The 15,820-nt window shown below is 45.6% G+C and carries 14 protein-coding genes; 9 read left to right on the top strand and 5 right to left on the bottom strand.

All coding sequences use genetic code 11. The features are described 5' to 3' along the window. Positions 1–128: 128 nt before the first annotated feature. The 3 genes from QMA41_RS20550 (at position 129) to QMA41_RS20540 (ending at position 3,516) form a co-directional block, all read left to right on the top strand. On the top strand, positions 129–1,334 hold the full coding sequence (locus QMA41_RS20550) for an aromatic amino acid transport family protein (protein ID WP_281630496.1): 1,206 nt from the start codon (positions 129–131) through the stop codon (positions 1,332–1,334). 146 nt (positions 1,335–1,480) lie between these two features. Continuing rightward, a complete protein-coding gene (gene msrB, locus QMA41_RS20545) occupies positions 1,481–2,617 on the top strand; it encodes a peptide-methionine (R)-S-oxide reductase MsrB (protein ID WP_281630495.1) in 1,137 nt (378 codons plus the stop codon). Between the two features lie 161 nt (positions 2,618–2,778). Further along, the gene (locus QMA41_RS20540) at positions 2,779–3,516 is read left to right on the top strand and encodes a MipA/OmpV family protein (protein WP_281630494.1); all 738 of its coding nucleotides are present in this window, start codon (positions 2,779–2,781) and stop codon (positions 3,514–3,516) included. Positions 3,517–3,568: 52 nt separating this feature from the next. Here QMA41_RS20540 and dbpA read toward each other — a convergent pair whose 3' ends face one another. Further along, positions 3,569–4,945 (bottom strand): ATP-dependent RNA helicase DbpA, encoded by a 1,377-nt coding sequence (gene dbpA / locus QMA41_RS20535; RefSeq protein WP_281630493.1) that lies wholly within the window; start codon positions 4,943–4,945, stop codon positions 3,569–3,571. A gap of 112 nt (positions 4,946–5,057) precedes the next feature. Then, on the bottom strand, positions 5,058–5,711 hold the full coding sequence (gene folE, locus QMA41_RS20530) for a GTP cyclohydrolase I FolE (RefSeq protein WP_281630492.1): 654 nt from the start codon (positions 5,709–5,711) through the stop codon (positions 5,058–5,060). Between the two features lie 263 nt (positions 5,712–5,974). Between folE and moeA the strand changes: the two genes are divergently transcribed. The 3 genes from moeA to QMA41_RS20515 all read left to right on the top strand — a co-directional run bounded on the left by moeA (position 5,975) and on the right by QMA41_RS20515 (position 9,497). After that, positions 5,975–7,210 carry a molybdopterin molybdotransferase MoeA gene (gene moeA / locus QMA41_RS20525; protein ID WP_281630491.1) on the top strand — a complete coding sequence of 412 codons (1,236 nt, stop codon included), beginning with the start codon at positions 5,975–5,977 and terminating at the stop codon, positions 7,208–7,210. Positions 7,211–7,221: 11 nt separating this feature from the next. Beyond that, positions 7,222–7,971, top strand: a complete 750-nt coding sequence (moeB, locus tag QMA41_RS20520) for a molybdopterin-synthase adenylyltransferase MoeB (protein WP_281630490.1) — start codon at positions 7,222–7,224, stop codon at positions 7,969–7,971. 698 nt (positions 7,972–8,669) lie between these two features. Beyond that, on the top strand, positions 8,670–9,497 hold the full coding sequence (locus QMA41_RS20515) for a sulfurtransferase (protein WP_281630489.1): 828 nt from the start codon (positions 8,670–8,672) through the stop codon (positions 9,495–9,497). A 63-nt stretch (positions 9,498–9,560) separates the two neighbouring features. On the opposite strand, the gene QMA41_RS20510 is transcribed toward QMA41_RS20515, so the two are convergent. Together QMA41_RS20510 and QMA41_RS20505 are read right to left on the bottom strand one after the other, a co-directional pair. After that, the gene (locus QMA41_RS20510; protein WP_095561969.1) at positions 9,561–9,980 is read right to left on the bottom strand and encodes a RidA family protein; all 420 of its coding nucleotides are present in this window, start codon (positions 9,978–9,980) and stop codon (positions 9,561–9,563) included. Then, positions 9,980–10,270 (bottom strand): antibiotic biosynthesis monooxygenase family protein, encoded by a 291-nt coding sequence (locus tag QMA41_RS20505; RefSeq protein ID WP_095663857.1) that lies wholly within the window; start codon positions 10,268–10,270, stop codon positions 9,980–9,982. The genes QMA41_RS20510 and QMA41_RS20505 overlap by 1 nt, the downstream gene beginning before the upstream one ends. A gap of 117 nt (positions 10,271–10,387) precedes the next feature. On the opposite strand from QMA41_RS20505, the gene QMA41_RS20500 reads away from it, so the two are divergent. Next, on the top strand, positions 10,388–11,287 hold the full coding sequence (locus QMA41_RS20500; RefSeq protein ID WP_019277671.1) for a LysR family transcriptional regulator: 900 nt from the start codon (positions 10,388–10,390) through the stop codon (positions 11,285–11,287). Between the two features lie 50 nt (positions 11,288–11,337). On the opposite strand, the gene QMA41_RS20495 is transcribed toward QMA41_RS20500, so the two are convergent. Next, the gene (locus tag QMA41_RS20495) at positions 11,338–12,318 is read right to left on the bottom strand and encodes a sugar-binding transcriptional regulator (RefSeq protein ID WP_006960909.1); all 981 of its coding nucleotides are present in this window, start codon (positions 12,316–12,318) and stop codon (positions 11,338–11,340) included. A 451-nt stretch (positions 12,319–12,769) separates the two neighbouring features. On the opposite strand from QMA41_RS20495, the gene tal reads away from it, so the two are divergent. Together tal and tkt are read left to right on the top strand one after the other, a co-directional pair. Then, on the top strand, positions 12,770–13,720 hold the full coding sequence (tal, locus tag QMA41_RS20490; RefSeq protein ID WP_021458155.1) for a transaldolase: 951 nt from the start codon (positions 12,770–12,772) through the stop codon (positions 13,718–13,720). Positions 13,721–13,803: 83 nt separating this feature from the next. Continuing rightward, complete coding sequence (gene tkt, locus QMA41_RS20485; RefSeq protein ID WP_198562253.1) at positions 13,804–15,795, top strand: transketolase; 1,992 nt, start codon at positions 13,804–13,806, stop codon at positions 15,793–15,795. Positions 15,796–15,820: the final 25 nt, after the last annotated feature.

Raw genomic sequence — 15,820 nt, 5'->3', positions numbered from 1 at the left:
TGTACATTTAGCTTGTAATTATCATTTTAATTCCACAAAATGCTTAAAAAATAGATTTTGTTTATTGGAATATACATTTATTCCAGTTTTAAAATCCAAACCAAACAAAAACGTAAAGAAATATATACATGACTAAATCAAAGGTTCTGGGTAGTACTTTGATCATTGCCGGCACTACTATCGGTGCAGGTATGCTCGCTCTACCTCTTGCTTCTGCCGGAATTGGCTTCACTACTTCACTCATCATCATGGTCGCGCTTTGGGCACTAATGGCGTATACCGCTCTACTGATGGTTGAACTCCACCAACACGCAGACGCGAGTGCAACTTTGCATACTCTCGCCAAGCAATTTCTAGGGAAAAAAGGCAAATGGGTTGCCAGCTTTTCTATGTTGTTTTTGTTCTACTCACTTTGTGCTGCGTACATCGCCGGCGGTGGTGCACAGTTCGGTGAGCGCATTTCGCAATTTACTGGTGTCGAAATCTCGGGAATGACCTCAACAGTCATCTTTACGATAGTTGTAGCCGCTGTGGTGACCATCGGCACTGGTACGGTCGACAAAGTGAATCGTGTACTATTCACTATCAAACTTATCGCGATGGCGATGGTTCTAACGTTCCTTGCACCGAATGTGACTGAGTCGTACCTGCTAAGCATGCCTGTTGAACAAGGCCTTGTCGTCGCAGCTATTCCGGTCATCTTTACGTCTTTCGGATTCCACGGCAGTATCCCTGCTATCGTGAACTACCTAGATGGCAACACACCTTCGCTGCGTAAAGCCATTATTGTGGGCTCTTCTATTCCTTTGATGATTTACGTTTTCTGGCAAATTGTAACCCTTGGTGTGGTAAGCCAAGATGCGTTGGTCGATAACCAAGGTCTAAGTGGGCTGATTTCAACATTGTCGACCAAAGTTCACCAGTCAGGACTTGGCCAGACAATCGGTGTTTTTGCTGACTTAGCACTGCTGACTTCTTTCTTAGGCGTGAGTTTGGGGTTGTTTGAATTCCTAGGCGATAGCTTCAACAAGAAGAAAGCCGCTTCCAGCCGCATCGTCGTTGGTGCTATTACCTTTGTCCCGCCAATGGGTTTCGCACTGTTCTACCCACAAGGCTTTATTATGGCTCTTGGATACGCAGCGATTGCACTAGCGATTCTAGCCATATTCCTGCCTATTATGATGGTGAAGAAAGCGCGTGTTTCTGAGGATACTCAAGGTGGCTATCAAGTGTTTGGTGGTACAGCAGGCTTGATGATCAGCGGTACAGTTGGCTTTGTAATCATCGCGGCCCAGCTGCTCATCACTATGGGCGTTTTGCCGTCACTAGGCTAATTTCACTTCTTCACTTAAAGGGCAGCTTGAAAGCTGCCCTTTTTACTTTCTAAACCAAAAATCTCTAGAAAAATGAGATCTAATGCAATTTTTCCTACGACTTGCCTTTCTTATTAATCAAAGACAAAGCAATCGAAGAGGTTGATATGAAAGTGAAGTCGAAGATAGTGTTTTCCGCTATTGCCCTAACAGCTGTACTAGCGTCGTTTTTTGGCACAGCAAATAGCGACGTAACAAGAAGCTCGGCTTACGGCGACTACCAGGTCGCTACATTAGCGGGTGGCTGCTTCTGGTGTACAGAATCCGATTTGGAAAAACTACATGGTGTTATCGATGTCGTTTCTGGTTATGCCGGTGGCGAGCTAGAAAACCCGACCTACAAGCAGGTCTCATCTGGTAAGTCCGGTCATATTGAAGTGATCGAAGTAAAATATGACCCAGAAGCCGTGAGTTACGAACAAGTCCTTGACCAATTCTTCCGTCATATAGACCCAACAGACAACAAAGGATCCTTTGTTGACCGTGGTCCTCAGTACCGCCCTGCAATTTTCTACCATAACGATGAGCAAAAGCAGATCGCAGAAAACTTTATGGCTGAGATCGAAGCGCTTGGTATTTTCAAAAAGCCGCTTAAAACAGAGCTGATTCAGTTTACTAAGTTCTGGCCAGCAGAGAACTATCATCAGGATTACTACAAACGTAATAAGATCCGTTACAACTACTATCGTTACGCATCAGGCCGCGATCAGTATCTGGATGACATTTTTGGTGATGATCGAGAAAAAAAACCTAAGACACTGCGCCAGCTGATTGATGATCACAAGGCCGTTTCAAACGTAAAACCTTACAGCAAGCCTTCTGAAAAACAGATTAAAGCTAAGTTAACGGATCTCCAGTATTACGTTACTCAGGAAGAAGGAACCGAGCGAGCTTTCAGCAACGAGTATTGGGATAACAAACAACACGGCATTTACGTAGACATCGTGTCGGGTGAGCCTCTGTTTTCTTCTACTGATAAGTACAAGTCGGGGACAGGATGGCCTAGTTTTACCAAACCTATTAATGAGGCGTACATCGTTACTAAAACGGATTTCCATTTGGTCTACCCAAGAACAGAAGTTAGAAGTCGATTTGCTGACTCTCACTTGGGCCACGTTTTTAAAGATGGTCCCGCACCAACGGGCCTGCGCTATTGCATGAATTCAGCTGCCATGAAGTTTATTCCGGTCGAGGAACTGGAAGAACAAGGCTACGGTGAGTACATCTATCTATTCGACAGTTAATCCATCCAAACAGTCGAGACCAAAGCCAACCTAAACAAAGGGTTGGCTTTTCTTTCTTATATCGTCACTAAATGCATATCTTATGCGCTTTTTCTCTAATCGTTGCTGCAACGCAATCATCAAAAGTTCGTTCTTCTTTTGAGTGGATAAGGAGAACCTTTATGAACTTACAGCAAACGACCACCCTACTTGCCGCATGTGCAGCATTAACCGCTTTTAGCGCGACAGCCCAAGAACAATATTATGATTTCGGCTTTATCGGCGCGAGTGGCGCCTATGGCCAGTCGGTGTACTCTGACAATAGTGGTGGCTCACTTTCCCTTGAACCCAACCTTTTTTACAACGGCGAGTACGGATTCGTTGATGGTAGCCTAGTGAACATCTCTGTTCTCCCGTATGTAGGGCTTTCAGGTCAGTGGAGATTCGCTGAAGTTTCGGATGATTTTGATGATATTCCCAACGGGATAAACGAACGCGATGGTAACGGTGACCTAGGTATAACCATAGGTACCGTCGGCGCGCGGCTCACTTACTTACATGATGTAACTAACGAACATGATGGATACGAAATTCAACTGCATTTAGGGCGAACCCTTGATCTCCCTTTTGAGCAATTTACGCTAACGCCTTACGTTGAAGTCGATTTTCGCGATAAAAAGCTCTCGCAGCATCTCTATGATATCTCAGCTCAAGAATCCGCTGCATCAGGTCTAAACACATACAGTTCTGGTAGTAGTTGGGTTTATCAAACAGGTCTGATTGGCATCTACACCATTACCTCGGACTGGTTAACGCTCGCAAAGTTTGAATTGGAACATCATGACTCGGACAGCCCATTAATTCAAAGAGATCTCGGCTGGTCTGTAAGCCTTGGGGTTACTTACAAATTTACAGAGTAGCAAATGAAAAAAGCCTCCGGTGCGGAGGCTTTAAAAAGATTTAGTGAAAACGTTACTTCATCACACGAGCTTTAAAGTTACGCCCTTTCATTTTACCGTTTTGAAGCTGCTTCAATGCTGGCTTTACAATCTCGTGTTCAACAGCCACATACGAAACCATTGGAAGAATGTTGATCTTGCCGATTTTCTTACCATCCAGCCCAGCCTGTTTCGTTAGAGCACCTAATATGTCTCCAGCACGAACTTTCTGCTTCTTACCGCCAAGGATTTGAATCGTCTGCATCTTAGGGTAGAAAGGTCTCTCAACTGGTTTTTCTGGTAGTACAGCTGGAGAGATAGCGATATCCATGTATTCATCAATACGTGCGACACGATATTCTTCTTTCTCACTGTAGAAGCTGAACGCAACACCTTTAGAACCTGCACGACCAGTACGGCCAATTCGATGGACGTGCACTTCAGGGTCGCGTGACAATTCAAAATTGAACACCGCATCTAGGTTATCTACATCAAGGCCACGTGCAGCAACGTCGGTCGCTACAAGAATTGAGACACTTTTGTTAGCAAACATGGTCAATGCCTGTTCGCGTTCACGCTGCTCCATATCACCATGAAGCTCAACAACGCTGAACCCACGGTGGCTTAGCTCATCGGTCACCTTCTGGACTTCTTTCTTGGTATTACAGAACACAACTGACGACTCAGGTTTGTGTGTCAATAATAGCGCTTCCAGAGCATCATCACGCTCTTCTGTTGTGTTTAACTTGTAGAATCGCTGCTCGATGGTGGTTGTCTGATGCGTTGATTCCACTTTGATCATTTGAGGATCACGCATCACTTTAGATGCTAATGACTCAATGTTTTTCGGGAACGTCGCACTAAACAATAAGGTTTGTCTGTCTTGAGGTGCTTCGTCAATGATGGCGTCAATAGCCTCTTCAAAGCCCATTTCCAACATTCGATCAGCTTCATCCAGAACCAAAGTGTTCATCTCAGCTAGATTGATACGACCTTTAGAAAGGTGATCTAGAATACGCCCAGGCGTACCCACCAAGATATGCGCGCCATGCTCTAGTGAGCCAATTTGAGGCCCCATCGGCATGCCACCACACAGCGTGAGAACTTTGATGTTGTGAATACCACGTGCCAGTGTACGAACTTCTTTCGCTACCTGATCGGCGAGCTCGCGAGTTGGGCAAAGCACCAAAGTCTGAACACGGAAGCGTTTAACGTTCAAATTACTCAGTAATCCAAGTGTAAACGTCGCTGTTTTACCCGAGCCCGTCTTACCCTGCCCAATCACGTCTTTACCTTCAAGAACAATCGGCAACGCCTGTTGTTGTATCGGCGTCATTTCCGTGTAGTTAAGGCTGTTCAGTGTCTCTATCAGTTCACTTCTAAGATTCAGGCTCTTAAATGAGGTTGTCACAAGTGTATCCTTCAAGGATGGCTAACGAATGTGGATCCGTAAGCAGTTAAAATGTAAAAACCGCTTCAACAAGGAAGCGGTTTTGAATAATCCGTAAAGCGTATCGGTCGCCCTAACGAATTCCGTGTAAGAACTCGTGGCGTGTAGCCGGATTGCTCTTAAAAATACCACCTAACGCGGTGGTGGTAGTTTCGCTTGTTGCATCCATCACACCACGTGATTTCACGCAGTAGTGTGTGGCATCAATGGTTACTGCAACATCATCAGACTCTAAGAGAGTTTGTAGCGCGACTAGAATTTGTTGAGTCATGCGCTCTTGCACTTGAGGGCGCTGCGCGAAGAAACGGACGATGCGGTTAATCTTAGACAAACCAATGATTTTTCCGCGAGGAATATACGCCACAGTCGCACAGCCATCAATCGTTACTAGGTGATGCTCACAAGTGCTTGTCAGTGTGATGCCTTTTACGCGCACCATTTCACTCACATCCATCTTGTTTTCAATCACCGTGATTTTTGGGAAGTTAGCGTAATCAAGGCCAGAGAAAATCTCGTCAACGTACATCTTCGCAATGCGATGCGGCGTTTCTTCAAGACTGTCATCGGTAAGGTCCAGCTCAAGCAGAGAAAGAATTTCACGCATGTGATGCTGAATCTTTTCTTTTTTCTCTTCTCGACTGATTTGGTTCGGTGACATTGGCGTCTCCAAACCGCGGCTTTCTAGCGCATCTTTTACCAACTTCGCGGATTCGCTAAGACCTGACATTCCACTTCCTCTTACATAACCTTGCCATTTAAACTTCAACCACTTGATTTGATTGAGGCGACAGACAAACTCTTGGCTCACCACTGAGCAACTTAACATACCCGTAAATAAAGGGATTTACCCCTTTCGGATGGCTGACAAGGATACTCGGATTTTTGAATAATTACACCCATATTTTATCCGTGGTCATTATTCTGGCTACGATTTCTGTGATAAAGTGATTTTTATTAAAAGCTAATATAATAACGATTTAGGACACTATTATGGGTTGCTGTGATGCTCCTGGCTTGATGCCAATCGAAGAAGCGATGGAACAAATGCTGTCGCCAATTAAACCAATCCAAACCACCTTACAACTGCCTCTTGCCGAAGCCATTGGCTATGTTCTTGCTGAAGATATACTTTCCCCTATTTTCGTTCCGCCTTTTGATAACTCAGCAATGGACGGATACGCTATTCGTATTGCCGACTTAAACAAAAGTAATGTTCTGCCTTCGGCGGGTAAATCTTTTGCAGGCCAACCTTTTGAGGGCGAATGGCCCAAAGGCACTTGCGTTCGAATTATGACTGGCGCTCAAATTCCTGAAGGCTGCGATGCCGTCATCATGCAGGAAAACACTGAGCAGACAGAGCAAGGCGTAAAGTTCAATCAGACCGATGTGAAGCCGCAGAATAACATTCGCCCTACAGGTGATGACATTCGCAAAGATGATGTCGTGCTGCCCAAAGGTGCACGCCTTACCGCTCGAGATATCCCGATGATTGCCACTTTGGGCATCAGTCATGTCACTGTCGTTCGTAAGCCTCGCGTTGCCTTCTTCTCAACAGGTGATGAGCTGAAGCCTCTTGGTGAGCCTCTCGAAGCTGGCCAGATATACGACAGTAATCGTTACGGCATAAAACCTCTGATTGAAAACTTCGGCTGCGAACCTGTCGATCTCGGTATTATTCCTGATTGCCCGGAAGAACTAAAAGCAACGTTTGAAAAAGCGCAGACTTTAGCTGACGTCGTTGTGACATCGGGTGGTGTGAGTGTCGGTGAAGCTGACTACACCAAAGATATATTGGAAGAACTCGGCCAAATCGGCTTCTGGAAGCTTGCCATCAAGCCGGGTAAACCATTTGCATTTGGTAAGTTATCGACCGCTTGGTTCTGTGGACTTCCAGGTAACCCTGTTTCAGCAGTACTTACAATGTACGTTTTGGTTCAGCCAATGTTAGCGAAACTCGCCGGACATACTGATTGGAAAGCGCCTGAATCTATTCCAGCCACAACTCGAACTGCATTTAAGAAAGCGCCAGGACGTACAGATTACCAACGCGGCGTTTACACCATTGAAGATGGCAAGTTTGTTGTAGAAACGACAGGAAACCAAAGTTCTGGGGCTTTCCGCTCTATGAGTTTGGCAAATTGTTTTGTCGTTTTGGAACGTGAGCGAGGCCGTGTTGAAGTCGGTGAAACCGTGAATATCCAGTTGTTCAATTCAACCCTTTATTAGGAGTGAGCACATTGGAGATCCTTTCCGATCAAGAGATGCTTCGCTACAACCGTCAAATCATACTGAAGCAATTTGATTTTGATGGCCAAGAAGCACTCAAGCAAAGCTCTATTTTGATTCTTGGTGCTGGTGGCCTTGGCTGTGCGTCAAGCCAATACCTTGCAACAGCGGGGGTCGGCTCTCTGACCTTAATTGATGATGACGTTGTCGAACTGTCTAATCTGCAACGCCAAGTACTTCATTATGATGCTGACGTTGGTAAGAAGAAAGTCCTCTCTGCGTCTGAATCTCTGCAACAACTGAACCCTCACCTAGAAGTGCGAACGATAGATCAACGTTTGAGTGATGAGGATTTAAAGACAGAAATCGAGCAGCATACGCTAGTACTCGACGCATCGGATAACGTAGAGACTCGAAATCAGCTTAACCGCCTCTGCTATGAGTTAAAAACACCGCTTGTTTCTGGTGCAGCGATTAGAATGGAAGGCCAAGTCAGTGTCTTCACTTATCAGGATCAAGCACAACCTTGCTACCAGTGTTTAAGCGCACTGTTTGGCTCCGCAGCATTAAGCTGTGTTGAAGCTGGAGTCATGGCGCCAGTTGTCGGCATCATCGGTGCGGTACAAGCCATGGAAGCCATCAAAGTTATCGCCAATTATGGACAGGCGAAACAAGGTAAGATTCTGATTCTCGATGCGATGACCATGTCATGGCGAGAAATGAACTTGATGAAAATGCCGAATTGCCCCGTTTGTAGCTAAACTCACCATAAACGGTCAGGAGTACAAAGGTTATTAGGATCTGTTGACCTTTTGAGCTGATTTTTGCAGCAGTTTGTGGGTTCTTTATACAAGGCAGAGGGTTTGAAATGTAGTTGCCCTACCTGATAAGCCGATAACGCAGTAGAAAGGAACCACAAACGCTGCCCAGAGGGTTCGGCTAAAAGCGTTTTACTCTTTGTTGAGAGGTGTTTTGCTTAGGTCACTAGGCGACAAACCTCTCGCCGCGACTAAAACGCTTTTATCTCGAACAAAATTTAACCGCAAAAGGTCAACAGACCCTATGAACAACCCCAAAATATTTCTGGCCGCCCTGCTCCTCTTATCACTAGTCTTGCTTGGACTGATAGCGCTCAATAAGCCAAAGCAAACCACTAGGGTTCAAGCGCTTGTCTTAACTCAAACTCTCACTCAGTCACTTGATGGAAACAGACGCTTTCTGAATATTGAATTTAGCGATGGTGACCAAACTATGATTAGCATCCCGCCTCAAACTGAATGCCCTGCCAATTCCATCGTGGAACTTGACAAGAAATCCTCACTCTTTTCTGACGCTATCAGCTATCGCTATATACAGTGCAACACCTATACAAATAAACATTAACTGTCTCTGTTGTGACCTCTACAGCCCTGTTGTAAATTAGTTGCATAAAATTCATAAACTTATATAAGGAAGTATTATGTCACCGTTGATCACTCCAAAAGAGCTCACTGAACTACAACAAACGGGAAAGTTGGTTGTACTAGATACAAGCATTGAATTTCAGATCCCATCAGAGCCGGAAAAAGACAATGAGAACTTAATTCCAAATACTATTCGCTTTGATTACGACTCTGTATTTTGCGATCCTGACGCTTCGCTTCCGCATATGATGCCTTCAGAAGAACGCTTCAACCAGCTAGCAAAAAGCATTGGACTCAATCAAGATTCTATCATTGTGGTCTACGACAACAGCGGAACTTTTGCCTCTCCGCGTGCATGGTGGATGCTAAGAGCAATGGGACATAAAGAGGTCTATATCTTGAATGGTGGCCTGACCGAGTGGAAGCTAGCTGGATATGACACTGTCACTTCTTACAAAAAGGCCGATACTGAAGGTAACTTTAACGGCAAACTCGACCCTTCTTTCTTTGTTGATGCGCAATACGTACTTAACCAAATCGAGAATGCGTCTAATCAAACCGTTGATGCACGCTCTCATGCTCGTTTCAATGCAGAAGTCGCCGAGCCAAGAGCAGGTGTGCGAGCTGGCCACATTCCAAATTCAGTATGTCAGCCATTCGCTGAGTTGATGGAAGGCCACAAACTCAAACCTATTAGCGATCTAAAGTCTATTTTGGAAAGCTCAATGGATAGCAATAAATCTCAACACATTTTCAGCTGTGGTTCAGGGGTGACGGCGGCTATTGTTCTTCTCGCTGCACAACTTTCCGGATATCAAAACTTGTCAGTGTATGACGGTTCTTGGACCGAATGGGGCGCAGACGACAGTTTACCGATCAGCTAAAGGTTGTTTCACACAAAGGCAGCCAATAACGGCTGCCTTTTCTTTTTTCTACTGAATATATAATCAAAAATGCCTAAGTATGTCGCTGCCTTGAAAACGTTTGGCCGCTTCAGCTTCTATCTCTACTTTCCAATTTTTGTCAAACAGGCCATTTACGAATAAAAACGTCGTAGGTAAAGAGCCGACATCAAATGGAATGCGCTCCTTAGCTCTCTGATAACCTTCAAGATCTTCACGATTTACCATGTAAATCCGAACGCTAATCAGGTCCTGTATGTCCATTCTATTGGCTTGCAACACTCCACGCACATTTTGCCAAGCCAGTACAATCTGATCCTCAGCACTCTCCGGCACTTCGCTAAGCTCATTGATACCCAATTGCCCCGCGATATGAAGTCGTGTCGATCCTGATGGAATCATCGCACATTGGTGATAGTTAGCCGCTGGCGGTGGAACCGTTGCAGGGCTCCAAATAATATTCATTAGACTTCCTTAGATAACATCACAATGTTAGGCGCTTCCGATAACATCGTACCAAGCTGATCAAAGTCCCCTATTTCTTTGCGCCACGCGATGTACTTATCGAAATGCTGAGGAGTTTGCCACTCTTCAAGCAACACTAACTCGTGCTGTCCTTGCACTTTCTCAAACAGGTGGGCAGATATATTCCCTTCAAAAGTCCTTGTGTCTGGCAAAATCTCAGTAAAAAAGTCTTTGATTACCTGAGTATTTTCCGATGAGTTGCTTAGTTTAAATTGAACCAGAATGCTCATTGTTCCTCTCCTTTGGTCTCGTTTTTTGAGTTCGTGAGAGAGTTTAATTGTTTATAATTTATGATAAATAAGGTACAGTTTCACAAATAGTTAGATTTAATAGAACAATAAAATTTTATGAAATCAGACCTACACCGCATGCAGGTATTCGCCCAAATTGTTGAATCTGGTTCGATAACCAAAGCCGCCGATAAGCTGGACGTGTCTAAGTCTGTTCTAAGCCATCACCTTCAAGGTTTAGAGCAACATCTAGGCGTAAAACTGTTAACCAGAACAACGCGTCGTCAATCTCTTACTGAAGCGGGACAACGTTACTACCAACGATGCCTTGAAATGAAAAAACTGATGTCCTTGGCGGAAGAAGAAGTACGTGATTCCAATACCGGACTTGCAGGCACAGTGACTGTCACCTCACCTCATACGCTGATGACTCATTTGATTGGGCCTTCGATGTGTGAGTTTGTAAAGAACCATTCTGGTATTGAGCCACGATTATTAGCCAATGATATGCGGCTCAACTTGATTGATAAATACATCGACCTTTCAATAACAGTGGGTGAGTTACCCGACTCCAGTTCACGAGCCACCAAGATAGGCGAACTAGAGCAAGTGCTGTGCAGCTCTCCTGAATATCTCACGAAGAACAATATTACCCTTCCAGTGACTTCGACCGAGCTCATCGACTACGACTATATTGCTAATCAGTGGGAGGGTATAAACGTTGAACGCAAATTCTCCGTGGGGAAGCAAAGCATCACTTATCGATTCCACTCCACTCGTCTTGGAGATAGCGTACCCACAATCCGTATGATGACACTCTCAGGCTTAGGAATTGCGTGCTTACCTATTCTCGCCGTTGAAGATGACTTGAAGGAAGGCAGGTTGATCCGATTAACAGCGGATGGGATGAGCCTTAAGGCGTCAGTCTGGGCTGTACACAACTACGGCTTGCAGATGCCCGCAAGAATTCGGGCATTTATCGATTTCGTAAAAGAGAAAGCAAAGGACAAACTATAAGAGAAGCACGAGGACATGACTCGTGCTTTTTAGCGAGCAATCTCTCGGGGTTATTTCATTTGTTCATCCAAGTTAAGTACAGTGAGTGCGTTACTTACGCTGGTAGCAATAACATCAATCACTCCTGTTCTAAGCGCCCCGAGCATCGCCAATGGCTTACTGTTTTCCGCCGCAATCGCAATGACCTCTGAAATGGGTCGAAACTCTTCAATGCTTAAACCTATAACGCGATCACTCATGACTGTTTTGGCAGACTGCCCCTGAATATCGAAGAAATCATAGCCTGCAAAATCACCGACCACCCCTTGAAGCATTCGTGATTGAACCACTTCATCTGCTGTAAACCAACCTAAGTCGACCATATAACTGTTCTCACTCATATCGCCAATACCGACCAAGGCGACATCTGCCTTACGAGCGAGATCCAGAGTTTGCTTTACTGTCGCATTCTGCATAAATGCGTGTTTCTGTTCTGGGTTTTCTGCGTATGCAGGGGCGTACAGCGTTTCTGATGTACCACCATAGCTTTTCGCAAATTGTCGGCAGATATGATCAGCGTTAAACATACCTCCTCTTGGGTGAATACCGCCAATGCCACACACAAACTTCACATCTCGTTGAGGGATAACGCCAATATGATGGGCAACCGCTGAGACATTCCTTCCCTGACCGACTGTCACAACTGATCCATTTTGAATAGAGCTGGCCATGTATTTGGATACTAACCCTGCCACTTGCAAACGTTGCTGTTCTTCGCTCGGCTGATCAAGCGCAACCAAAGCACGCTTAACACCAAACCTTTCAATTAGCCTTTGCTCAATCTTGGCACTGAATACGGGGTGATATTTAACGGTAATCTCTACGATCCCTTCATCACGGGCCTGCTTTAGCATTCGCCCTACTTTCGCTCGCGACACGGAAAACTTCTTGGATATTTCTTCCTGGGTTGCCCCGTCCTGATAGTAGGCAACGGAGATTTCGGTAAGTAGATCAGCGCTGTCATCAGACATATCTTGTTGTGACTTGCTCATTTGGCTTGGCTCCTATAGGGGAAAATACCTATGACATGTGCTCAGAGCTGTAGCATATGTCATCGCTATAGATAATTGCAACATTTGCTCATCGCCATGACAAATTCTCAGGCTATTTATTATGCGCTACTTATTCTCCTCAACCCTTGTCATGCCTTGGCAAACGTTTAATTCGAATTGCCTGCGGAGGCAATTGGAGAAATACTTGATGAACATCACCATAAGCTTTAATTAGCGATTGACATTCTGTGTGGATGAGATAAATATGAACCCATCATTTACTCATCGAGAGAGCAAATGTTCACAACAAATGATCTCTCGCTGAAATTTATTCCGGTTAGTTGATTTAATGAACTCGGAAAGGGTTAAAAACGATTAGCTAACTCGCTTGCAATTGCACCACTCACATTAACTGTTTTGATGTGAACGCCCATTAAATAGGATGATCGAAATGAGCAACAAATTAGAGCAACTTCGTAAACTAACGACAGTCGTAGCAGACACTGGTGAAATCGATGCGATTAAAAAATACCAGCCAGAAGACGCAACTACTAACCCTTCTCTGATTCTTAAAGCCGCTCAAATCGAAGAATATGCGCCACTTATCGACGCTTCTATCGAATACGCAAAATCTCAAAGCAGCGACAAAGCTCAGCAAGTACAAGACACTTGCGACATGCTTGCTGTAAACATCGGTAAAGAAATCCTTAAGACTATCCCAGGTCGTATTTCTACAGAAGTTGACGCTCGTCTTTCTTACGATATGGAAGGCAGCGTAGCGAAAGCTCGCCAACTTGTGAAAATGTACAACGATGCAGGCATCACTAACGACCGCATCCTAATCAAGCTTGCTTCTACTTGGGAAGGTATCCGCGCAGCTGAGATCCTAGAAAAAGAAGGCATCAACTGTAACCTAACCCTTCTATTCTCATTTGCTCAGGCTCGTGCTTGTGCTGAAGCTGGCGTGTTCCTAATTTCTCCATTCGTTGGTCGTATCATGGACTGGTACAAAGCGAAAGAAGGCCGTGACTTCGAAGCTTCAGAAGATCCAGGCGTACTATCAGTATCTAAGATCTACAACTACTACAAAGAATACGGCTACAACACAGTGGTTATGGGTGCAAGCTTCCGTAACATCGGCGAGATCCTAGAACTTGCTGGCTGTGACCGTCTAACTATCGCTCCTGCTCTTCTTGCTGAACTAGAAGCAGCGGAAGGTGAAGTAGTAGAGAAGCTAGTTGACTCTAAAGGTGCAGCCGAGCGTCCAGCAGCGATGACTCACGCTGAGTTCCTATGGGATCACAACCAAGATGCAATGGCAGTTGAGAAACTGGCTGAAGGTATCCGCAACTTCGCTGTTGACCAAGGCAAACTTGAAGCGATGATTGAAGCTAAGCTTTAATCTCAAATTATTTTAATAAGGGGAACGTTTGCGTTCCCCTCTTAATTTTCCTTTCTAGAATTTAATAATATTCGGTATTTATTATGGATCGTAAACATTTAGCTAATGCTATCCGTGCTCTTAGCATGGACGGCGTACAACAAGCCAACTCTGGTCACCCAGGCGCACCTATGGGTATGGCTGACATCGCTGAAGTTCTCTGGCGCTCTCACCTAAACCACAACCCAGCAAACCCAGAATGGGCTGACCGCGACCGTTTCGTACTATCAAACGGCCACGGCTCTATGCTGATTTACTCTCTGCTTCACCTTGCGGGTTACGAGCTGTCTATCGATGACCTGAAAAACTTCCGTCAACTGCACTCTAAGACGCCAGGTCACCCAGAGTACGGTTACGCACCGGGTATCGAAACGACGACTGGCCCATTAGGCCAAGGTATCACTAACGCGGTAGGTATGGCGCTGGCTGAGAAAACTCTAGCAGCACAATTCAACAAAGAAGGCCACGACATCGTTGACCACTTCACTTATGCATTCATGGGTGACGGCTGTCTGATGGAAGGTATCTCTCATGAAGCGTGTTCTCTAGCAGGTACGCTAGGTCTTGGTAAGCTAATCGCATTCTGGGATGACAACGGTATCTCTATTGATGGTGAAGTGGAAGGTTGGTTCTCTGACGATACGCCTAAGCGTTTCGAAGCGTACGGCTGGCACGTCATCCCAGCAGTAGACGGTCACGATCCAGAAGCGATCAATGCAGCGATTATCGCTGCGAAAGCGGACCCACGTCCTACGCTAATCTGTACTAAGACTATCATCGGTTTTGGTTCTCCAAACAAATCTGGTTCACACGACTGTCACGGTGCACCACTAGGCGCTGACGAAATTGCAGCAACTCGTAAAGCGCTAGGTTGGGAACACGGTCCTTTTGAAATCCCAGCAGACGTTTACGCAGAGTGGGATGCAAAAGAAGCAGGCGCAGCGAAAGAAGCAGCGTGGAATGCGAAGTTTGACGCGTACGCAGCAGCGTATCCTGCAGAAGCAGCAGAGCTTAAGCGTCGTCTGAACGGTGAATTGCCAGCTGAGTGGGAAGAGAAAGCAACACAAATCATTGCCGACCTTCAAGCAAACCCTGCAAACATCGCATCACGTAAAGCGTCTCAAAACGCACTAGAAGCGTTTGGTCAAATGCTACCTGAATTCCTAGGCGGCTCTGCTGACCTTGCCCCTTCTAACCTAACTATGTGGTCTGGTTCTAAGTCGGTATCGGCTGAAGATGCGTCTGGTAACTACATCCACTACGGTGTTCGTGAGTTCGGTATGACGGCTATCATGAACGGTATCGCACTACACGGTGGTTTCGTACCATACGGTGCAACTTTCCTAATGTTCATGGAATACGCGCGTAACGCTATGCGTATGGCGGCTCTGATGAAAGTGCAGAACATCCAAGTTTACACGCACGACTCTATCGGCCTTGGCGAAGATGGCCCAACTCACCAACCGGTTGAGCAAATGGCTTCTCTACGTCTGACGCCAAACATGAGCACATGGCGCCCATGTGACCAAGTTGAGTCTGCAGTGGCTTGGAAACTGGCTATCGAACGTAAAGATGCACCGACTTCACTTATCTTCTCTCGTCAGAACCTTGCACAGCAAGAGCGTGACGCAGAGCAAGTAGCGAACATTGCTAAGGGTGGTTACATCCTGAAAGATTGCGCAGGCAAGCCAGAGCTTATCCTAATCGCAACCGGCTCTGAAGTTGAGCTAGCAGTAAACGCTGCGGCTGAACTAGCTGCTGAAGGCAAGCAAGTACGTGTTGTTTCAATGCCATCAACGGATGCATTCGACAAGCAAGACGCAGCTTACCGCGAAGCGGTTCTACCATCTGACGTGACGGCACGTATCGCAGTTGAAGCGGGTATTGCTGACTTCTGGTACAAGTACGTTGGTTTCGACGGCCGTATCATCGGTATGACCACCTTCGGTGAATCTGCACCAGCAGGTGAGCTATTCAAGATGTTTGGTTTCACAACTGAAAACGTTGTGAACACAGCGAAAGAGCTTTTAGCTTAATCACTGAACCTTGACATGAAAACGC

It is taken from the genome of Vibrio sp. St2 (assembly GCF_947311885.1).
Taxonomy (GTDB): domain Bacteria; phylum Pseudomonadota; class Gammaproteobacteria; order Enterobacterales; family Vibrionaceae; genus Vibrio; species Vibrio coralliilyticus.
Note: the sequence above shows the minus strand (reverse complement) of the source record. Positions and strands in the feature narration are given on the sequence as shown.